The following is a 20,121-nucleotide window of genomic DNA, read 5'->3' as shown; positions in this document are numbered from 1 at the left end:
GGACCGTGCGGCGATGCGCCGGCAGGTCAAGATCTGCCTGGCAAGCGGCGTGCACGGCATGGCAGCACTTGGGCTCGCGACGGAAGTCGCCAAGCTCACCGAGGCCGAGCGCCGGACAATCATGGACTGGACGGCTGAAGACACCGCCGGCAAAGTACCGCTCGCCTTTACCATCTTCGGCTCATCGGTGGCCGAGCAGGTCGCACAGGTGCGCCACGCCGAAAGCATTGGCGCCGACTGGGTGATCCTGCAGCCGCCGCCTGCCGGATCGTATGGCGCTCCGGAATACATCCGCTTCTTCGGCCGTGTCGCGGAGGCGACCGACCTGCCGGTGGCGATCCAGAACGCGCCGGCTTTTTTCGGCCGTGGGCTGACATCGGATGAAATCCGCGACCTCGTCACGCTTCACCCCAACATCAAACTGGTCAAGGGCGAGGGCCCGGTCACCGACATTGCCGGCCTGATCGAGCGCACAGAAGGCCGGATTCCGGTTTTCAACGGGCGCGGCGGGCTGGAACTGATCGACAATTTCCGCATCGGCTGCCGAGGCATGATCCTGGCGCCGGACTGCATCGATCATGCCGTGCGCGCCTACGAGGCGTTCCGCGCCGGAGACGAAGCGGCAGCCGAGGCCGCGTACGAAAAGATGCTGCCGGCGGCCGTCTTCGTCATGCAGGGCATCGAGAACCTGATCTGCTACGGCAAGCGGCTGTTCGGCGCCCGCGCCGGCATCCCGATCCACGATCGAGCGCCGGCAACGAGGCCGACCGGGGTTGGCCTTGCTATGGTCGAGCGCTTCGCTGTCCGTTTGGGTAAGTTGCCGGGATAGTCCGGCTTTGGGCCTAAGCCGACCTGTGGCGCCAGTCGATGGCCGGCTCGCTGCTGGCGCTTGATGTCGGCGTGCGCGGCGTGCCGGAGCCGCGCTTCACCGGGTGAGGTCAGGTATGGCGGACGCATAGGATCGTTGAGGCTTCGCTGTCGAAAAGCGTCCTCGATCGTGATCGAGGTCGTTCTCAATCGCGATCCGGGCCACTATCACTGCACCTGATTGTCTCTTGAGAGCGCCGGTGATTTTCGTTCCGCTTCCCTTTGTCGTCGCCCTGCTGCTGCTGATCCTGTTTGTCCGGATGCTGCGCGCCGAGCGGCCGAGCCTGCCGTTCCTTGCCCTGGTAGGCCTTTGCGCCCTTCAGTCGGTGCTTCTCGGTCTGCGCTGGGGCTACGGCATGACGGAGCTGCGCTATGCGCTGCCGGTGGTTGCGAGCTCTCTGCCGCCGATCGTTCTGGCGGGATTTCGCAGTCTGATCCATCGCGGCGCCGCGCAGCCAAGCGGCGTGCGCTGGCTGCATGCGGCTCCACCTGTCCTGATGCTTGGGTTGGTGCTGTTTGCCCCAGGCCTGATCGATGCTGCCCTGATCGTGATCTTTGTCGGCTATGCATTGGCCATGCTCGATCTCGGCCGCGCCGGCCCCGATGCGCTGGACGAGGCACGCATCGACGGCGCGGTCGCCGCGCATCGCGCACTCGTCATCGCCGCCTTGTCGCTTTGTCTATCGGCCTTCTTCGACTTTGCGGTGTTCATGGATTTCGCGTGGAGCAAGGGCGACAACGCGGCCTTCCTCGTCGGCAATGCAAACTTTCTCGGCCTGCTGCTGATCGGCCTCACGGCCATCGTCGCCGCTCGCGCGCAGCCTCAGCCTGCGGCCGCCGAGGAGGTCGAAAAATCATCCTCGACGGCACAGGATCGCGAGGTTCTCGACAGGGTCCGCAAGCTGCTGGTCGAGCAGAAGCTGGCGCGCGACGAGAACCTGACCTTGTCGCGGCTGGCGCGCCGGGTGGGCGTGCCGGCCCGCCAGATATCGGGCGCGGTCAATCGCCTGGCCGGCAAGAACGTCTCGCAGTTCATCAACGATTTCCGCATCGCCGAGGCCTGCCGGCTGCTCAGCGAAACCGACATGTCGGTGACCGCGGCGATGCTTGAATCCGGCTTCCAGACGAAATCGAATTTCAATCGTGAGTTCCGCCGCGTCACCGCGCGCAACCCGGCTGCCTGGCGCGAGCAGTCGCGATCAGAAACGCTCGCGGTAGTCGCGCGGGTTGGTGCCGAGGACGCGTAGAAAGCCGCGCCGCATCGTCTCTTCCGAGCCGAAGCCGCAGCGGCGGGCCGTCCGGTTGACGGGCTGGCCTCGCTCCAGCATCCGCCGCGCCGCCTCGATGCGGATTTCCTCGATCGCGCGGGCGGGTGTCCGACCGGTGGCCTCGCGATAGCGGCGCGAGAAACTGCGCGGGCTCATATTGGCGTGGTCGGCCAGCTGCGCCAGCGACAGATCGCCGGCCAAATTGTCGAGGATCCAGCCATGCAGCCGGTCGAAGCGCCCGTCGCCTTGCTGCAGCTTCAGGGTCTGGCTGAATTGCGCCTGGCCGCCGGGGCGTTTCATGAAGACCACCAGCTCGCGCGCTACGCCAAGCGCCATAGGCCGGCCAAGGTCGGCCTCGACAAGCGACAAAGCGAGGTCGATCCCCGCCGTTACGCCAGCGGACGTCCAGATATTGCCGTCACGGATGAAGATCGGATCGGGTTCGAGACGGACCGCCGGAAAGCGTCGCGCAAACTCCGCGCAGCGTCCCCAATGGGTCACAGCGCGGCGGCCGTCGAGCAGGCCTGCCGTCGCCAGCAGCATGGCGCCGCTGCAAACAGAGGTAGTGCGCGTGGCGTCGCGCGAGCGCTTGGCCAGCCAATCGATCAGTTCGCGATCCTCACAGGCTGCGTTGACGCCCCATCCGCCGGGCACGACCAGCGTGTCGATCGCCGACCCGTGCGCCGGCAGCGCGGCTGCCTCCAGCACCAGACCGGCCGATGTCCTGATCCGCGGCGAGGCGGCGACGACCAGGACCTCGTATGGCGCTGGTTCGCCTGCCTGCATCCTGAAATCATTGGCGCTGGCGAAAACCTGAAGTGGTCCGCTGACATCGAGCAATTGGACGTCGGGGTAGGCAAGCACTTCGATGCGGCGCATTGGGTTTGGCCTGAAACGAGGGGTGAATGGCAATCGTGCCAAACCATGATGCCGTAGATTGCCCGAAGTCAACCTGTCCCGAGTCAACCACGGAGATTTCCATGGCCCTTCGTTTCGGCATCCTCGTATTTCCCAACGTCCAGCAGCTCGACCTCACCGGCCCTTATGAAGTCTTGGCATCGGCCAAGGGCGCCGAAGTGGAGCTGATCTGGAAGGACCGCAATCCGGTGATGTCTTCGACGCGTCTCTCCCTGATGCCGACGGCGACTTTCGACAATTGCCCGCCGCTCGACGTGCTGTGCATTCCAGGCGGGGGCGGCGTCAACGCGCTGCTGGAGGACCAGGCGGTGCTCGATTTCGTGCGGCAACGCGCGGCGCAGGTCCGCTATGTCACCTCGGTGTGCAGCGGCGCCCTGGTGCTCGGCGCGGCCGGGCTGCTCAAGGGCAAGCGGGCGACCACGCACTGGTACGCGCACGACTTTTTGGAGGAGTTCGGGGCGATCCCTGTCGATGCGCGTATCGTGGAGGACGGCAAGCTGATCACCGCCGGCGGCGTCACCTCGGGGATCGATTTCGGCCTGGCGCTGGTCGCGAGGCTTCTCGGACAGGAGGAAGCCGAGATCGTGCAGCTGTCGCTCGAATATGCGCCGGCTCCTCCTTTCCAATCGGGCACGCCGGCCGAGGCTTCATCTGCGGTCCTGGCGCAGGCAAAGCAGCGGCTCGCGGCGTCGCGACGGGTTCGTGAGGAAATGTTCGCGCGCTGGCGCGACGCGAGCGCAGTCAAGATCGCGTAGCCGTCGCCGAATCCAAAGCGAGATGGCAGGGCCGAATGGCGGATATCCGCGCCATTCGGCCCTGTCGCGTTTCAACTGTTGACACGTCCGTTCGTGTATGCAGAAATTGGTTGGACCATTGAACCACTTTGGACGGCTTCGGCGTGACCGATTTTCTGCCACCCATCCAGACGACAGCCCGCGACGACGCGGTGCTGAAGGCGTTGGTGGGCTTCGTGCGGCAGGAGGCGCTGGGGCCGGGTGGCAAGCTGCCGACCGAGCGCATCCTGGCCGAGCGCCTCAAGGTCAGCCGCAACACGGTGCGCGAGGCGCTGACGCGCTGGGAGGGGCTGGGTCTCGTCGAAAGGCGGCAAGGCTCCGGCACCTATCTCAAGGCGGCCGTTTCATCTGATATGCTGCACATGCCGCTGACGCTTGCCGGCGGCAATGATTTCACCGGGTTGATGCGCACGCTGGAAATCCGCCGCGCGCTGGAGGCTGAGGCCGCCGCTCTGTGCGCCGTCCGTGCCGGCAAGGCCGAGATCGCCGAGATCGAGCGCAAGCTCGACATCATGGAAGAGGCGTTTCGGACCCGCGCCGGGATGTCGTCGGAGGAGGACTGGGAGTTCCACCAGGCGGTCTACCGCGCTTCCGGCAACCCCCTGTTTGAGCAGATCATCGCTGCCATGCACGAACTCTTCCATCGCTTCTGGGAGCATCCGCTGGGCGTGCGCGATTTCGGCCATGCCAGTTTCCCCTATCACCGCACGATCTTCGAATGCATTGCCGCCCATGACCCCGATGGCGCCCGTGCCGAGGCGCTGAAGCTCATGGCCACCGTCGAGGACGATTTGAAGCGCGGCGCCGCCAACCTCAAACTTTCGGATCGCAAATGAACGAGCAGCCAAACACCTTCGACCCGGCCTCCCTGGCCAGCGACTACCTCGCCGAGGCGGCGACGCTGCTTGCGCATGACGATCCGTTCCCCGGCAACGCCGTGGTGCCGCCGATCTACCAGACTTCGCTCTTCACCTTCGCCAGCTATGCCGACATGGCCGACACCTTTGCCGGCCGCAGGAAGCAGCCGACCTATTCGCGCGGCGACAATCCGACGGTGATGGAGTTCGAGGCGCGTGTCGCGGCCTTGGAAGGTGCTGAAGCCGCACGCGGCTTCTCCAGCGGCATGGCGGCGATCAGCGCCACGCTGCTTGCCTTTGTCGGCGCCGGCGAGCGTATCGTTGCCGTGCGCAACTGTTATGGCGATGCCTACCGGCTGTTCGAGCGCCTGTTTCCGCGGCTCAACATCAAGGTCGACTATGTCGATGGCGCCGACCCGGATGCAGTTGCCGCGGCCCTTCCCGGCGCCAAGCTGCTTTATCTCGAAAGCCCGACCTCGATGATGTTCGAGCTGCAGGACCTGGCGCATCTGACGCGGCTGGCCAAGGAGCAAGGCATCGTCACCACCATCGACAATTCCTGGGCAACGCCGGTGTTTCAGAAGCCGATCTCGCATGGCGTCGATCTGGTGCTGCATTCGGCCTCGAAATATCTCGGCGGCCACAGTGACACCGTCGCCGGCGTCGTGGCGGGCTCGGCGGCGCACATCAAGCACATCAACGAGCAGACCTATTCACAGCTTGGCGCCAAGCTGTCGCCTTTCGAGGGCTGGCTCCTGCTGCGCGGCCTGCGCACGCTGCCGCTCCGCTTGCCGCATCATATGAAGAGCGGGCTGACCATCGCTGAGCGGCTGAAGGCGCATGGCAAGGTCGAGCGGGTCAATCATCCCGTTTACTCCAATCACCCCGGCAAGAAGACTTTAGCCGGCTATGCCGGACTGTTCTCCTTCGAGGTGACGGAGGACGTCGACATTCCGGCTTTCGTCGACGCATTGAAACTGTTCCGCATCGGCGTCAGCTGGGGCGGCCATGAAAGCCTGGTCGTACCGGCAAAGGCCTCGCTCGAGCAGACGCCGGGCATCAATTCGATGGCGCGCTTCGGCGTCAGCCCTCGAACCATCCGCTTCAATGTCGGATTGGAAAGCGTCGAGGACCTCTGGGCCGATATTGCCCAGGCCTTCGACAAAGCAAAAAAATAACGCGTCCAAAATGGGAGTTTTGAACATGAAGAGACTGAGCATCATGCTTGCCACCGCAGCCGGTCTGGCGATTTCCGCCAGCGGCGCGCTGGCTGACACCACCATCAAGCTGGTCGAGGTCATCACCAGCCCGCCGCGCACCGAATTCCTCAAGAAGCAGATCGCCGAATTCGAGAGCGCCAATCCGGGCATCAAGGTGGAAGTGATCTCGCTGCCCTGGGGCCAGGCTTTCGAAAAATTCCTGACCATGGTGCAGGCCGGCGACACGCCCGATGTCGTCGAGATGCCCGAGCGCTGGATGGGCCTCTATGCCAACAACGCCCAGCTCGAGGATCTCGGGCCCTACATGGCCAAGTGGGATGACGCCAAGACGCTCGGCGACCGCGCCAAGCAGTTCGGCTCGACCGTCAACAACACCCAGTTCATGATTCCCTACGGCTACTACGTGAACGCGCTGTTCTGGAACAAGAAGCTGTTCAAGCAAGCCGGCCTCGACGGCCCGCCTGCCACGCTCGATGACTTCGTCGCGGACTCCAAGAAGATCTCGGCCATCCCGGGCAAATACGGCTACTGCCTGCGCGGCGGCCCGGGCGCCTTCAACGGCATGCACATGTTCATGAACATCGCCGACGGCAAGGGCGGTTACTTCACCGATGACGGCGTCTCGACCATCAACGATGAAGGTTCGGTCAAGGGCCTGCAGATGCTGGCCGACATGTACAAGAACGGCCTGGCGCCCAAGGATGCCGTGAGCTGGGGCTTTAACGAGACGGTGACCGGTTTCTATTCCGGCACCTGCGCCATGCTCAACCAGGATCCCGACGCGCTGCTCGGCATCGCCGACAAGATGAGCGCCGACGACTTCGCCGTGGCGCCGTTGCCGGTCGGTCCAAGCGGCAAGTCCTATCCGACGCTCGGCTATGCCGGCTGGGCGATGTTCGCCAATTCACAGCACAAGGATGAAAGCTGGAAGCTGATGGCGACGCTTCTGTCGCCCAAGGACAATCTGGAATGGGCCAAGGAAGTCGGCGTCGTGCCGATCCACAACGGCGCCGACCAGGATCCTCATTTCAAGACCGAGCAGTTCAAGGGCTGGTTCACCGAGCTCAGCGACAGCTCCAAATATGAAATGGTGACGCCGCCTACACATCTTGAGAACCTCGGCAACTTCGTCGACCAGGTGGCGATCAAGAACTTCCAGGAAGTGCTGCTCGGCCAGAAGCAGGCCAAGGACGTCGCGGACGAATGGGCCAAGTTCCTGACCAAGGAACAGCAGGACTGGCTGGCCAAGAACAAGAAGTGACGCCTCCTTTCCTTCTCCCCGTTCACGGGGAGAAGGTGGCCCGATAGGGCCGGATGAGGGGCAGCGCCGACTTCTGAGAAGCTAGCGCCGCCCCTCATCTGCCTGCCGGCATCTTCTCCCCGTGAACGGGGAGAAGGGCGCCGCTTTGACACTAGCACCCACTCATCACCGTAGAGCACTATATGACCTACGCCGTTTCCGAAATCCGATCCGCCGGCCGGCCGCGCAAGAAGCGGCTGAGCAAGGCCACGATCGAGCCGTGGCTCTATCTTTCGCCGGCTATCGTTCTCTTGGTCCTGGTGCTGCTGGTGCCGCTGATCATCGGTATCAGCTATTCCTTTCGCAAATTCTCCGCCTTCAAGTCGCAATATGTCGGCCTCGCCCAATACCAGGCGATGTTCTCGGACCAGGTGCTCGGCCAGGCGCTGGTCAACACGCTGTGGTGGACGGTGGCCAGCCTGTTCTTCCAGTTTTTCCTTGGGCTCGGCCTCGCGCTGCTGCTCGACAAGCCTTTCTACGGTCGCAAGATTGTGCAGGCTGTGGTCTTCCTGCCCTGGGCGGTGCCGTCCTTCCTCTCCGGCCTCACCTGGGCATGGCTGTTCAACCCGATCATCGGGCCGCTGCCGCACTGGCTGTTCGCACTGGGGCTGAAAGCCGAGCCGACCAACGTTCTGTCCGATCCGGCCACCGCCATGTGGGGGCCGATCGTTGCCAACATCTGGTTCGGCATCCCCTTCTTCGCCATCACGCTACTGGCGGCGCTGAAGTCGATCCCGTCGGAACTCTATGAAGCAGCGGCGATCGACGGTGCTTCGCCATGGCAGCGCTTCACCAAGGTGACGATGCCCTTCCTGGCGCCGACCATCGTCATCACAGTCATGCTGCGCACCATCTGGATCGCTACCTTCGCCGATCTGATCTTCGTCATGACTGAAGGCGGGCCCGCCGGCTCGACCAGCACGGTGCCGGTCTACATCTATGTCAGCGCCTTCAAGTCGCTGGACAAAGGCTATGCCTCGGCGGTCGCGGTGCTGCTTCTGATGCTGCTGATTGCCTATGCGATCGCGCTGATTGCCATTCGCCGCTTGCTGGTGAGGCACGTCTGATGATCGCCGGACGCTCCACCTCCTCACGCATCATCGGCGGTCTCGGCCTTTACGCGGCGGTGGCTGCCTATGTGGTCTTCGCGCTGTTCCCGATCTTCTGGACGCTGAAGATCTCGGTGACGCCCGAGCGCCTGCTCTATTCCGAGGGCATCACCTTCTGGCCGTCGCAGACGACGTTCAAGAACTTCGTCACCGTGCTCGAAGCCTCCGACTTCCCGCGCTATTTCCTGAACAGCGTCATCGTCTCGGTGTCGACGGCGGCACTGGTGACGGTCATCGCCACACTTGCCGGCTACGCCATGTCGCGCTTCTCCTTTCGCGGCAAGGCGACTTTGGCCATCCTGCTCTTGCTCACCCAGACCTTCCCGCTGGTCATGGTCATTCCGCCGATCTACCGCATCATGGGCGACCTCGGTCTCACCAACAGCCTGGTCGGCCTAATCATCATCTACACGGCCTTCAACACGGCCTTCGCCACCTTCCTCATGCAGTCTTTCTTCGACGGCATCCCGAAGGACCTCGAGGAAGCGGCGATGATCGATGGCTGCACGCGCGCCCAGGCCATGCGCCGGGTGATCGTGCCGCTGACCTTGCCCGGCATGGGCGCGACGCTCGGTTTCGTTTTCACCGCCGCCTGGAGCGAATTGCTGTTCGCGCTGATGCTGATCTCCAGCGATGAGCAGAAGACCTTCGCCGTCGGTTTGCTCACCTATATCGGCAAATTCGCCGTCGACTGGGGGCAGATGATGGCAGCCTCGATCCTGGCGCTGATCCCGGTCTGCATCTTCTTCGCCTTCCTGCAACGCTATCTCGTCACCGGCCTCACCGCCGGCGCGGTCAAAGGATAAAAGATGGCTTCCGTCACGCTGCAAAACGTCGAGAAGGACTATGGCGCGCTGCGCATCCTGCACGGCGTCGATCTCGAAATCGCCGATGGCGAGTTCGTCGTGCTGGTCGGCCCGTCCGGCTGCGGCAAGTCCACGCTGCTGCGCATGATCGCCGGCCTGGAGGAAGTCACCGGCGGCGAGATCCACATCGGCGAACGCCTGGTCAATGACGTGGCGCCCAAGGATCGCGACATCGCCATGGTGTTCCAGTCCTACGCGCTCTACCCACACATGGACGTCTCCTCGAACATGGGCTTCAGCCTGCTGCTCAAGAAGGCCGAGAAGATGACGATCGACAGCAGGGTGGGTGCTGCCGCCAAGCGGCTCGGCCTCGACACCTATCTCGGCCGCCTGCCGCGCCAATTGTCCGGCGGCCAGCGCCAGCGCGTCGCCATGGGCCGCGCCATCGTGCGCGACCCGAAAGTCTTCCTGTTCGACGAACCGCTCAGCAATCTCGATGCGAAGCTACGCGTCCATATGCGCGCCGAGATCAAGGCGTTGCACCAGCAGCTCAAGACGACGTCGGTCTATGTCACGCATGACCAGGTCGAGGCGATGACCATGGCCGACCGCATCGTCGTCATGCATGACGGCTATGTCCAGCAGGTCGGCCCTCCGCTGGACCTCTACGACCGACCGGCCAACACGTTTGTCGCCGGCTTCATCGGTTCGCCCGGCATGAATTTCTTGCCGGCTAAGGTCGCCAAGGGCGACAAGGCCGACGCCGTGCTCGCCGACGGCCAGAAGCTCAGATTGCCCGACGGCCTGCCGCTGCAGGACGGCGATGCGCTGACCATCGGCCTGCGGCCGGAACACATCAAGCTCGCCGACGATGGCGCGCTGAAGGCCGAGGTCGGCGTGGTCGAACCGCTCGGCCTGTCGACACAGTTTTATGTCCAGCTGGCCAACCAGCAGATCTGCGTCTTCGTCATGGGCCGCAGCGACGTGAAGCCGGGCGATACGATCCGCCTCGCCGCCGACCCGGCAGCGCTGCACCTCTTCGACCCGAAGAGCGGCAACCGCATCGGCTAAAGCAATTCCAGCAAAAGTGTGTAGCGGTTTTCCGTCAGGAATTGCGACAAAACAAAGGGGCTCTAACCTGCCGAGAGCGCATCCGTCCGCCAGCAGGCGATCAGGTGCCCATCGCCGAGATCGATCGACGCGGGTTCCGCCTCCCGGCACGCCGGCGCGGCAAGTGGGCAGCGGTCGGCGAAGGCGCAGCCGCTGTTTGACGCGGTCTCGGTCGGAGTTGCCGTCTGAACAACGATCGCCGGCACCTCGTCCGAAGATGCCGCGAGCAGCAGCTTCGTATAAGGGTGGTTGGGCCCGCGAAAAACCTGTTCGGAGGAGCCGGTTTCGACAAGACGGCCGCGATAGAGCACGCCGATGCGGTCGGCCATGTAGCGCACCACCTTGAGATCGTGGCTGATGAACAGGTAGGTCGTATCCTTGTCGCGCTGCAAATCGTTGAGCAGGTTGAGCACCGTCGCCTGTACCGAGACGTCGAGCGCCGAGGTCGGTTCGTCCAGCACCACCACTTTCGGCGCACCGGCGAAGGCGCGCGCGATCGCCGCCCTTTGCCGCTGGCCGCCGGACAGCGATCGCGGCTTCTGCTCGGCGGTCGTGCCGGCCAGCCGAACGGAGCGCAGCAGCTCGCCGATCCGCTCGCGCGCCGCGGGCCTGTCGAGGCCGGCCAACCGGCGCAGCGGCCGGCTGAGGATCCTGCCTATACGGTGGCGCGGATTGAGCGTGCGGTCCGGCGACTGGAAGACCATCTGCACATCGCGCCGGTCGCCCGCCGTCCGTTTCTCCGCGCGCGAAGCGACCGTCCTGCCGAACAGCTCGACGGAACCCTGGCTTGGCGTCTGCAGCCCGGTGACGATCCGGGCGAGCGTCGATTTTCCGGAGCCGGATTCGCCGATCAGGCCGAAGGTTTCGCCTTGCGCGATGGTGAGATCGATATCATGCAGCACTGGCTGGCTGCCGAAGGAATGGCTGATGCCCTTGCAGGCGATGGCCGTCGGACGTTCCGCTGTCAGACCGTTTTCGCTTGGCACGTCTGTCCAGGCGTGCACGCCGACGCCGGCTTCCGCCAGCCGGCCGTCGCGTTTGGTGAAATTGAGCGCCGGGATCGAGGCGATCAGCGCCTTGGTGTAGGCGTGGGCGGGGTTCTCGAACACGTCGCCGGCAGCACCCGTCTCGACCACCGCGCCCGACTGCATCACCGCCACGCGGTCGCAGGAGCGGCGGATGAGGTTGATGTCGTGGCTGATCAGCAGAAGGCTGGTTTTATGGTCGCGGCGCAGATCGTCGAGGATGGCGATTATCTCGGCCTGCACGCTGGCGTCGAGCGCCGTCGTCGGCTCGTCCATCACCAAAAGCGCCGGGTCGAGCGCGATCGCGATCGCAATGTTGGCGCGCTGCTGCATGCCGCCGGACAATTCATGCGGGTAAAGGTCGAGCACCCGTTCCGGATTGCTGACCCGCACACGCTTGAGCAGCTCGGCCGAACGCCAGCGGGCTTCTTCGGCACGAACAGAGCGATGGCGCATGATCGTCTCGCCGATCTGCCGGCCGATCGTCATGGCCGGGCTGAGCGCCGCGCCCGGATGCTGGTAGACGGCGGCGATGCGGTTCCCCCGCAAACTGCGCAGTTCCGCGCCGGAAAGGTCGCGCATTTCGCGCCCCTGGAACTGCAGCGCCGAGGCCGCGACGCGGGCATTGCCGGGCAGATAGCGCAGGATGGCCATGGCCACCGAGCTTTTGCCCGAGCCGGATTCGCCGACCAGGCCGAGCGCTTCGCCCTCGCCGACAGACAACGACACGCCGTCGACAGCGGATTGCCATCCTCTTTTCCCATCATAGGCGATGGAAAGTTTTTCCACATTCAGCACCGAAGGAGACATGCAAACCTCGAAATCGCTTTCTGCCGGTGCCCTAATCCAGGGCAATCGCTTCCGCTTATTTAGTAGATTGTCTCTATAAAATTACTCGAATTAAAGCCGAACGCAATCTAGCCTTTGCAAATTGGAGATTGATGCCGTGCCGATCGGTGCGGCCGCCGTCTCCCCCAGCAGATTTGCAAGGAGGCCGGCATGGCGCGAAATCAGTTGATCCTAAGCGCGTTCTTCTTCAACCCGCAGGGCGATCACCGCATGTCGTGGCGCCACCCGCGCGCGCCTGGACGGGAAGTGCTGGGCTTCGATTATTATCGTAAGCTGGTGCAGGCGGCCGAGCGCGCCAGGATCGACACCATCTTCGTCGCCGATCACGTGTCGATCTGGGATTCGGTGAAGAGCGGCGTTGCCCACTACGCCAATGCCCGCCTCGAGCCGCTGACGCTGCTGTCGGCGCTGGCCGCCGTCACCAAGCATATCGGCCTCATCACCACTGCCTCCAGCTCCTACAGCGAGCCCTACAATGTGGCGCGCCTGTTCGCCTCGCTCGACCATATCAGCCGGGGCCGGGCATCCTGGAACGTCGTCACTTCGGCCATGGATGAGGAGGCGCGCAATTTCGGCCGCGATGGCAACATCGAGCATGCTTTCCGCTACCAGCGCGCCGTCGAATTCCTCGATATCGTCAAGGGGCTTTGGGACAGCTGGGAAGACGAAGCCCTGCTTATCGACAAGGAAACCGGCTATTTCGCCGATCCGGACAAGGTCCATGTGCTCGATCATCGCGGTGCGCATTTCAAGGTGCGCGGCCCGCTCAACGTCTCGCGGCCGCCGCAAGGCCACCCGCTGATCGTGCAGGCCGGCTCTTCCGAGGACGGCAAGAACTTCGCCACCGCCCATGCCGATGCTCACTTCGCCATCTACAGCAGCAAGGAAGACGGCATCAGGTACCGTGAGGACATCAACGATCGTCTTGCACGTCACGGCAGGCGGCCGGAAAGCTTCAAGATCCTGCCGGGCATCCTGCCGATCGTCGCCGCCTCCGAGGCCGAGGCGCGCGACAGGCAGGAATACCTCCAGAGCCTGCTGCCGGATCGCGTCGGCATCGACCTGTTGTCGAGCTGGAGCGGTATCGATCTCTCGGTCTATCCGCCGGATGGCCCGCTGCCGCCGCTCCCCGATGAAAGCACCTTCAATGGCGGGCGCACCTCGCTCAACCGCGTCAAACAGTGGGCAACGCAGAATCTGACCCTGCGCGAGATCGCGCGCAAGCTCGCCAACAGCGGCTCGGTGCCGACCGTTGCCGGCACGCCGAAGCTGATCGCCGACCAGTTGCAGGATTGGTTCGAGTCAGGCGCCGCCGACGGCTTCAACCTGATGTTCCCGCTGCTGCCTGAGGACTGGATCAATTTCGCCGAGCAGGTTGTGCCCGAATTGCAGCGCCGCGGTGTCTTCCCGACCGAATACGCGCCCGGAACGCTGCGCGACCGCTTTGGGCTTGCCCGCCCCGCCAACCGCTTTGCCGAGCAGCGCGCCAATCAGCGCGCCGTATCCTGAGGAGGGATCCATCATGACCGCCCAACCCAGATTGCAGCCGCGCGAAGCGACCGCGCCGCAGCTGATCAATGTCCTGCACAGCCCCAAGCGCATCCGCGTCAAATTCGGCGGCCGCGTCATCGCCGACAGCCGCAACGTGCTGGTGCTGCGTTCCAACCATTTCCTGCCGATCTATTTCTTTCCGCTGGCCGCGGTCGACCAGTCGGCGCTGAAGCCGTCGAAGCAAGGACAGCAGCACCCGGTCGGCGGCGAGACGAAATACTGGGATATCGAGGCCGGCGACAGGCGCGCCGCCGACGCCGCCTGGTCGTTCACGGCGCCGCCCGACGAAAACCTCACGCCGCTCGCCGGCCGCATCGCCTTCACCTGGAACCTCGTCGACCAATGGTTCGAGGAGGAGGAAGAGGTCTTCGTCCATGCCCGCGACCCCTATGCCCGCATCGACGTGCAGCAGAGTTCGAGCCATGTCGAAGTCTGGTTCGACGGCGAGGTGATCGCCGACAGCCGTCGTCCCGTGCTCCTGTTCGAAACCCACCTGCCGACACGTTTCTATCTTCCGCCGGAGGATGTCAGGCTCGATCGGCTAAGGGCCTCGTTGACGAGGACCCGATGTCCCTACAAGGGCGTCGCCTCCTACTGGTCCGGTGTGCTCAAGAATGGCTCGCTGCGCGACGACATCGCCTGGAGCTACCGCGATCCGATCGGCGAAATGCCGAAGATCAAGGGGCTGATCGCCTTCTACCCGCAAGCCGTGGACCGCATCGAGCTTGACGGCCAGCCGGTCTGACCCCGGCGCTCGTCTTTCTGCTCTCCCTTTCAAAATCACAATTTTCACAGAGGCAAAAATGACCAAACGCAACGACATCGACGCCCTTCGCAATCTGTCCGGCGACATCTGGAATGTCGCCGTCGACGAATACGCCCAAGGTTTCCTCAAGCGCCGCGATCTCCTGAAATACGCGGCCCTGATCGGCCTGACCGGCTTCGCCGCCTCTCAAGGTCTGGGCTTTTCCGGAACGGCGCGCGCCGCCGCCGGCGGCGGCACGGTCCGCGTCGGGCTTGGACAACCGACCAAGGCGATCGATCCCGTCACGCTGACCGATCCGGCCAGCATCGGCGTCATCAGCCAGGTCGGCGAGTATCTGATCCTCGACGATCCGAAGGACGGCCTGCAGCCGAAGCTGGCTGTATCGTGGGAAGCGGACGAAACGGCCAAGCGCTGGACCTTCAAGCTGCGTCCGGGCGTAAAATTTCACGATGGCCGCACCGTTACCGCCAAGGACGTGGTGGCGAGCTTCGAGCGCCTCGTCGATCCGAACAGCGGCTCCTCGGCCCTGTCGGCCTATAAGGGCATCCTGTCCAAGGGCGGCGCCAAGGTCGTCGACGACGAAACCGTCGCCTTCGACCTCGACCAGTCGAACTCCAATTTCCCGTTCTATGTCTCCTCCGACGTCTACAACGCCGTCATCCTGCCGGCCGACTATGCCGGCGATTTCGAAAAGACCTTCAATGGCACCGGCCCGTTCAAGCTCGAATCCTTCCGTCCCAAGCAGGGCGCCAGCTTCGTGCGCAATCCCGACTATTGGGGCGACAAGTCGCTGCCCGATCGCGTCGAGATCAAGTTCTTCGACGACGAGCAGGCGCAGGTCGTGGCGCTGCAGGCCGGCCAGCTCGACGTTATTCCGAGCACCACGCGCCTCGAGCTGGCGATCGACGGCAATCCGAACTTCAGGCTGCTCAGCGTGCAGGCAAGCTCGCATGATCCGGTGCATCTGAGGACCGACCAGGCGCCGTTCACCGACAAGCGCATCCGCCGCGCGCTGGCGCTCACCATCGACCGCGAGGCCATCGTCAAGGGCCTGCTGAAGGGCCGCGCCGTCGTCGGCAACGACTCGCCCTTCGCGCCGATCTTCCCCTCGGCCGATCCATCGGTGCCGCAGCGCAAGCAGGACATCGCCGAGGCCAAGCGGCTGCTCGGCGAGGCCGGCGTGCCGAATGGCTTCGAGGTGACGCTGACCACCGAGCGCGCCTACGACATTCCAGACTACGCCGTGATCATCCAGAACTTCGCCAAAAAGGCCGGCATCGACGTCAAGCTCAATGTGCTGCCGCAGGATGCCTATTACGGATCGGCGACCTTCGGCAGCTCGCCATGGCTCGATTCCAATCTCGGCATCACCGATTTCGGCCATCGCGGCACGCCAGACATCTTCCTCAACGCGACGCTGAAGAGTTCGGGAGCGTGGAACGCGGCGCATTTCAAGAATCCCGACTATGACGCGTTGCTGGTCGACTACGGCAAGGCGCGTGATCTTCAGGCGCAGCGCCTGGCTGCCGGCAAGATCCAGACCTTGCTGCTCGACGAGACGCCGGAGATCATCAGCTATTTCTCGCAATACACGCGCATCTCCAGCACCAAGGTCGAGGGCGTGCGGTTCACGGCGATCTCGCATCTCCTGCTCGACCGCGTCACCTTCGTCCAGGCATGATGCGCAAACGACAAACCGCGCGGGGCCTCGCGACCCAATGCTGAGCGGCCGCACCTTGTCGACGCGGGCAGCCTCGCTTCTGCTCACGTTGTGGCTGGTCAGTGTGCTGGTCTTCCTCGCCGGGCAGGTCCTGCCCGGCGATGTCGGCCGGGTCATGCTCGGTCCATTCGCCGACGCGCAAGCCGTGGCAGCGCTGAACAAGCAGCTCGGCGCCGACCAGCCCTTGCTTGTCCAGTACTGGCGCTGGTTAAGCGCCGCGCTGACCGGCGATTTCGGCACGTCGCTGTCGATGCGTGCGCCGGTCGCGCCCTTGGTGCTGCAAAGCCTGGGCCGCTCGGCCGCCCTTGCCGGCATCATCCTGCTGTTTCTTGTGCCTGTGGGTGTAGGAGCAGGCATCGTCGCCGGCCTCAACCAGGGCCGCCTTGCCGATCGCCTGATCGTGCTCACCGGCATCTCTTTCGGCATCGTTCCCGACTTCGTGTCCGGACTTCTCCTGCTTATGGTCTTCGGCCTGTGGCTGAACTGGTTCCCGATCACCGGTGCTGCCCCGGACGGCGCCGGCTTCTGGACGAGTGGCTATTACCTCATCTTGCCGGCGTTGCCGCTGGTGCTGAACCTCACCGGCTATCTGGCGCGCATGACGCGGGCCGGCGTGGTCGAGGCTTTGGCCGCCGACTACACGCGCACAGCGACACTGAAGGGGCTCGACCGTTCGCAGGTCATCGTCCGGCACGTACTGCCCAACGCGCTGACGCCGACCATCGCGGTGCTGGCCACCCAGAGCGGCTACATGCTTGGCGGCCTCGTCGTCATCGAAGCCCTGTTCGGCATCCAGGGTCTCGGCAATCTGGTGCTCAACGCCGCCAAGTCGCGCGATTTTCCGATGCTCGAGGCGGGCGTTCTCGTCATGGCGACGATCTTTGTCCTGTCCGCGGCGGCAGGCGATCTCGCGCAAGTGCTGCTCGACCCGCGCCAACGGCGGCGGGCGTCGCTATGATGGACCTTCTCGAATTCCCGGCGCCGTCGCGCGCGTCATCGATCCTGCGGTTCGCGGGCAGGCTCGGCCGCGCGGTTCGCGGCCTGCCCCTGTCGGTGATCGTCGGATCGCTCATCCTGCTGTTCTGGATCGCCTGCGCTTTGTTCGGCGATCGGCTGGTGCCGTTCGACCCTTATGCCGAGGATTTCCTCGCCACGCTGACGCCGCCGGATGCAACCCACTGGTTCGGCACCGACCAGCTCGGCCGCGACGTCTTCTCCCGCATCATCGTCGGCTCGCGCGACATCCTTCTGGTGGCGCCGCTGGCGACATTGGGCGGTGTTGCGTCGGGCACGATCATCGGACTGGTGCTCGGCTATTTCGACGGTCTGGTCGACGCCATCGGTGCGAGGCTACTCGACACGCTGATGGCCTTTCCCTTCATCGTGCTGGTCACCATGACCCTGGTGGCGCTTGGGCCCTCGAACTTCACCGTCGTAACGGTGATCGCCATCGCCTATGCGCCGCTGGTGGCGCGCACGGTGCGCGCCGCCGTCCGTGAGCAGCGCCAGCGCGAATATGTCAGCGCCGCCCGCCTCGGCGGCGAGAACGCTTTCGCCATCATGGTCCTGGAAATCCTGCCCAACATCAGGGAGACGATCCTGATCGAGCTCGTCACCCGTCTTGGCTATGCGTTCTTTTCGATCGCGACGCTGAGCTTCCTCGGTTTGGGTATCCAGCCGCCTTCGGCCGACTGGGGGCTTGCGGTCGCCGACGGCTACGGCTTTCTCACTGGCGGCAAATGGTGGGGCGTCGTCTTCAACTCGGCGGCCATCGTCTCGCTGGTGATGGCTACCAACCTGATTGCCCAAGGGGTCGGCGCGTTCGAGAATGTCGAGAGGTGAATTGCTGCTAAACTCCTGTTGATTCGTCTCGACAGGAAACGGCATGAGCAAGGCCCTCGGCACATTCGCACTGGTCACGGTTTTCAGCGCCTTGCTGATGGCTTTGTCGCTGGCTGTGGCAAGGCACGGCTATCCCTACGGCGCCTTCGGCGTGAAGCGCCTGGACGGCATTGCCGACGCCGGCTCCTTCCTGGCCATCGCCGCCATCTATTTTTTCGGCGCCATGCTGATGATGATCCTGCCCATCCGCGCCGCCGGAATCGTGCTGACCCATGCCGCCGATGCGGTCTTCTGGGCGACGATCGTGCTGTTCGCGACCATTGTCGGCTCGCTTCTCGCTCGGTTGGCCTTCGGCCAGAACAGCGTGCTCCTGGCGCTTCTCAACTGGCGCTTTCTCTTTGTCGCGGCGATCGTTGGCGCGCATCTCACCATGAACGAGCTGCGCCGCAACCTCCTGCTCAGAAGCCTGTTCTTCGTCCTCTTCGCCGCGGTCACGCTGGCCTGCCTGTTCTGGTCGTTCTCCGCCTGAAGGCGGCGGATTGACCGATGGACTTTCGCGGCTGGCTGCCTAGGTTTACTGAAGGCCCGGCTGGACCTCCGCGCGCCCAGCCACTATATCATTTGTCTGACAATTGATCGGCGCTTGCCGCCGTGACAATCCCTCGAAGGAAATAAGATGATTTTGCTCCGCAAGAACCTCATCGATGGCGAATGGCTGGGCGAAGCCGGCTCGCGCAACATCAATCCGTCCAACACCAACGATGTGGTCGGCGAATACGCCTCGGCCGGCCCCGAGGAGGCAAAACAGGCCATCGCCGCCGCCAAGGCGGCCTTTCCGGCCTGGTCGCGCTCCGGTCCGCTCGCCCGCCATGCGGTGCTGAAGAAGGCCTCGGACGAGATCATGGCGCGCAAGGACGAGATCGGCCGCGCGCTGGCCCGCGAAGAAGGCAAGACGCTGGCCGAAGGCGTTGCCGAGACGATCCGGGCCGCCCAGATTTTCGATTTCTTCGCCGGCGAGACGTTGCGCCTCTCAGGTGAACTGGTGCCGAGCGTGCGCCCGGGTGTCGGCGTCGAGTTGACGCGCGAAGGCGTCGGTGTCGTCGGCATCATCACGCCATGGAATTTCCCGATCGCCATTCCCGCCTGGAAGATCGCGCCGGCGCTCGCCTACGGCAACACGATCGTCTTCAAGCCGGCCGAGCTGGTTCCCGAAAGCGCCTGGACCATCGTCGATATCCTGCATCGCGCCGGTCTGCCCAAGGGTGTGCTCAACCTGGTCATGGGCAAGGGCTCCGTGGTCGGTCAGGCCATGCTCGACAGCCCGGACATCAACGCCATCTCCTTCACCGGCTCGGTCGGCACGGGCAAGCGCGTCGCCGCGGCCAGTGTCGAGCACATGCGCAAGTTCCAGCTGGAAATGGGCGGCAAGAACCCGTTCGTGGTGCTCGACGACGCCGATCTTGCGGTCGCCATCGATTGCGCCATCAACGGCGCCTATTTTTCCACCGGACAGCGCTGTACGGCCTCGTCACGGCTGATCGTCACCGAAGGTATCCACGACCGCTTTGTCGAGGCCATGAAGGAGCGTTTGGATAAGCTCGTCATTGGCGATGCGCTCGACGGCAAAACCCAGATCGGTCCCGTCGTCGACCAGACGCAGCTCAAGCAGGACGAGGACTATATCGCCATCGGCCGCCAGGAAGGCGCCGAGCTTGCCTTCGGCGGCGACCGGCTGGAGCGTGGAACACCGGGCTTCTATCTGCAGCCGGCGCTGTTTGTCGGTTCCAACAATGCGATGCGCATTTCGCGCGAGGAGATCTTTGGCCCGGTCGCCAACGTCATCCGCGTCAAGGATTATGACGAGGCGTTGGCCGTCGCCAACGACACGCCCTTCGGACTGACCTCCGGCATTTGCACCACGAGCCTCAAGCACGCCACGCATTTCAAGCGCAATTCAGAAGCCGGCATGGTCATGGTCAACCTGCCGACGGCGGGCGTCGACTTCCATGTCGCCTTCGGTGGCCGCAAGGGCTCCAGCTACGGTTCGCGCGAGCAGGGCCGCTACGCCATGGAATTCTACACCACGGTGAAGACAGCCTATACATTTGCCGGCTAACTA

The 20,121-nt window shown here is 64.1% G+C and carries 18 protein-coding genes; 16 read left to right on the top strand and 2 right to left on the bottom strand.

Annotation, left to right across the window (positions count from 1 at the left end; all coding sequences use genetic code 11):
- The first annotated feature begins 13 nt into the window (after positions 1-13).
- Complete coding sequence (locus AB6802_RS01820) at positions 14-829, top strand: dihydrodipicolinate synthase family protein (protein ID WP_371008287.1); 816 nt, start codon at positions 14-16, stop codon at positions 827-829.
- 238 nt (positions 830-1,067) lie between these two features.
- Positions 1,068-2,114, top strand: a complete 1,047-nt coding sequence (locus AB6802_RS01815; protein WP_371008286.1) for a helix-turn-helix domain-containing protein — start codon at positions 1,068-1,070, stop codon at positions 2,112-2,114.
- Here the strand turns inward: AB6802_RS01815 and AB6802_RS01810 are convergent.
- On the bottom strand, positions 2,067-3,014 hold the full coding sequence (locus AB6802_RS01810; protein WP_371008285.1) for a GlxA family transcriptional regulator: 948 nt from the start codon (positions 3,012-3,014) through the stop codon (positions 2,067-2,069). The two genes, AB6802_RS01815 and AB6802_RS01810, sit on opposite strands and share 48 nt — an antisense overlap.
- A gap of 101 nt (positions 3,015-3,115) precedes the next feature.
- On the opposite strand from AB6802_RS01810, the gene AB6802_RS01805 reads away from it, so the two are divergent.
- The 7 genes from AB6802_RS01805 to AB6802_RS01775 all read left to right on the top strand — a co-directional run bounded on the left by AB6802_RS01805 (position 3,116) and on the right by AB6802_RS01775 (position 10,210).
- A complete protein-coding gene (locus AB6802_RS01805) occupies positions 3,116-3,808 on the top strand; it encodes a DJ-1/PfpI family protein (RefSeq protein ID WP_371008284.1) in 693 nt (230 codons plus the stop codon).
- 143 nt (positions 3,809-3,951) lie between these two features.
- Positions 3,952-4,683 (top strand): FadR/GntR family transcriptional regulator, encoded by a 732-nt coding sequence (locus AB6802_RS01800; RefSeq protein ID WP_371008283.1) that lies wholly within the window; start codon positions 3,952-3,954, stop codon positions 4,681-4,683.
- Positions 4,680-5,882, top strand: a complete 1,203-nt coding sequence (locus tag AB6802_RS01795; RefSeq protein ID WP_371008282.1) for a PLP-dependent transferase — start codon at positions 4,680-4,682, stop codon at positions 5,880-5,882. The genes AB6802_RS01800 and AB6802_RS01795 overlap by 4 nt, the downstream gene beginning before the upstream one ends.
- Before the next feature lie 25 nt (positions 5,883-5,907).
- Positions 5,908-7,185, top strand: coding sequence for a sugar ABC transporter substrate-binding protein (locus tag AB6802_RS01790; RefSeq protein WP_371008281.1), 1,278 nt, complete (start codon positions 5,908-5,910; stop codon positions 7,183-7,185).
- A gap of 182 nt (positions 7,186-7,367) precedes the next feature.
- Positions 7,368-8,291, top strand: a complete 924-nt coding sequence (locus tag AB6802_RS01785) for a carbohydrate ABC transporter permease (protein WP_371008280.1) — start codon at positions 7,368-7,370, stop codon at positions 8,289-8,291.
- Positions 8,291-9,139 carry a carbohydrate ABC transporter permease gene (locus tag AB6802_RS01780; RefSeq protein WP_371008279.1) on the top strand — a complete coding sequence of 283 codons (849 nt, stop codon included), beginning with the start codon at positions 8,291-8,293 and terminating at the stop codon, positions 9,137-9,139. Before AB6802_RS01785 ends, AB6802_RS01780 begins: the two co-directional genes overlap by 1 nt.
- Positions 9,140-9,142: 3 nt before the next feature.
- Entirely contained in the window at positions 9,143-10,210 is a 1,068-nt protein-coding gene (locus AB6802_RS01775) for an ABC transporter ATP-binding protein (protein ID WP_371008278.1), read from the top strand.
- 62 nt (positions 10,211-10,272) lie between these two features.
- Here AB6802_RS01775 and AB6802_RS01770 read toward each other — a convergent pair whose 3' ends face one another.
- Positions 10,273-12,063 carry a dipeptide ABC transporter ATP-binding protein gene (locus AB6802_RS01770; RefSeq protein WP_371008277.1) on the bottom strand — a complete coding sequence of 597 codons (1,791 nt, stop codon included), beginning with the start codon at positions 12,061-12,063 and terminating at the stop codon, positions 10,273-10,275.
- Positions 12,064-12,273: 210 nt separating this feature from the next.
- On the opposite strand from AB6802_RS01770, the gene AB6802_RS01765 reads away from it, so the two are divergent.
- From AB6802_RS01765 to AB6802_RS01735, 7 genes are all read left to right on the top strand, one after another.
- A complete protein-coding gene (locus AB6802_RS01765) occupies positions 12,274-13,632 on the top strand; it encodes an LLM class flavin-dependent oxidoreductase (protein ID WP_371008276.1) in 1,359 nt (452 codons plus the stop codon).
- 13 nt (positions 13,633-13,645) lie between these two features.
- Complete coding sequence (locus tag AB6802_RS01760) at positions 13,646-14,419, top strand: DUF427 domain-containing protein (protein ID WP_371008275.1); 774 nt, start codon at positions 13,646-13,648, stop codon at positions 14,417-14,419.
- 58 nt (positions 14,420-14,477) lie between these two features.
- A complete protein-coding gene (locus AB6802_RS01755) occupies positions 14,478-16,121 on the top strand; it encodes an ABC transporter substrate-binding protein (protein ID WP_371008274.1) in 1,644 nt (547 codons plus the stop codon).
- A gap of 37 nt (positions 16,122-16,158) precedes the next feature.
- The gene (locus tag AB6802_RS01750; protein WP_371008273.1) at positions 16,159-17,118 is read left to right on the top strand and encodes an ABC transporter permease; all 960 of its coding nucleotides are present in this window, start codon (positions 16,159-16,161) and stop codon (positions 17,116-17,118) included.
- Positions 17,118-18,002: an ABC transporter permease gene (locus AB6802_RS01745; protein WP_371008272.1), complete on the top strand. Its 885-nt coding sequence runs from the start codon at positions 17,118-17,120 to the stop codon at positions 18,000-18,002. Before AB6802_RS01750 ends, AB6802_RS01745 begins: the two co-directional genes overlap by 1 nt.
- Before the next feature lie 43 nt (positions 18,003-18,045).
- Entirely contained in the window at positions 18,046-18,531 is a 486-nt protein-coding gene (locus AB6802_RS01740) for a hypothetical protein (RefSeq protein WP_371008271.1), read from the top strand.
- Between the two features lie 147 nt (positions 18,532-18,678).
- Entirely contained in the window at positions 18,679-20,118 is a 1,440-nt protein-coding gene (locus AB6802_RS01735; RefSeq protein WP_371008270.1) for an aldehyde dehydrogenase family protein, read from the top strand.
- Positions 20,119-20,121 lie beyond the last annotated feature (3 nt).

Source organism: Mesorhizobium sp. RCC_202 (assembly GCF_041355295.1).
Taxonomy (GTDB): Bacteria; Pseudomonadota; Alphaproteobacteria; order Rhizobiales; family Rhizobiaceae; genus Mesorhizobium.
This window is presented reverse-complemented; position numbering and strand designations above follow the sequence as displayed.

Coding starts and splice junctions, on each gene's coding strand:
- AB6802_RS01820 (WP_371008287.1), top strand. CDS start 14: ATGCGCCGGCAGGTCAAGATCTGCCTGGCAAGCGGCGTGCACGGCATG.
- AB6802_RS01810 (WP_371008285.1), bottom strand. CDS start 3,014: ATGCGCCGCATCGAAGTGCTTGCCTACCCCGACGTCCAATTGCTCGAT.
- AB6802_RS01805 (WP_371008284.1), top strand. CDS start 3,116: ATGGCCCTTCGTTTCGGCATCCTCGTATTTCCCAACGTCCAGCAGCTC.
- AB6802_RS01795 (WP_371008282.1), top strand. CDS start 4,680: ATGAACGAGCAGCCAAACACCTTCGACCCGGCCTCCCTGGCCAGCGAC.
- AB6802_RS01790 (WP_371008281.1), top strand. CDS start 5,908: ATGAAGAGACTGAGCATCATGCTTGCCACCGCAGCCGGTCTGGCGATT.
- AB6802_RS01785 (WP_371008280.1), top strand. CDS start 7,368: ATGACCTACGCCGTTTCCGAAATCCGATCCGCCGGCCGGCCGCGCAAG.
- AB6802_RS01780 (WP_371008279.1), top strand. CDS start 8,291: ATGATCGCCGGACGCTCCACCTCCTCACGCATCATCGGCGGTCTCGGC.
- AB6802_RS01775 (WP_371008278.1), top strand. CDS start 9,143: ATGGCTTCCGTCACGCTGCAAAACGTCGAGAAGGACTATGGCGCGCTG.
- AB6802_RS01765 (WP_371008276.1), top strand. CDS start 12,274: ATGGCGCGAAATCAGTTGATCCTAAGCGCGTTCTTCTTCAACCCGCAG.
- AB6802_RS01760 (WP_371008275.1), top strand. CDS start 13,646: ATGACCGCCCAACCCAGATTGCAGCCGCGCGAAGCGACCGCGCCGCAG.
- AB6802_RS01755 (WP_371008274.1), top strand. CDS start 14,478: ATGACCAAACGCAACGACATCGACGCCCTTCGCAATCTGTCCGGCGAC.
- AB6802_RS01750 (WP_371008273.1), top strand. CDS start 16,159: ATGCTGAGCGGCCGCACCTTGTCGACGCGGGCAGCCTCGCTTCTGCTC.
- AB6802_RS01745 (WP_371008272.1), top strand. CDS start 17,118: ATGGACCTTCTCGAATTCCCGGCGCCGTCGCGCGCGTCATCGATCCTG.
- AB6802_RS01740 (WP_371008271.1), top strand. CDS start 18,046: ATGAGCAAGGCCCTCGGCACATTCGCACTGGTCACGGTTTTCAGCGCC.
- AB6802_RS01735 (WP_371008270.1), top strand. CDS start 18,679: ATGATTTTGCTCCGCAAGAACCTCATCGATGGCGAATGGCTGGGCGAA.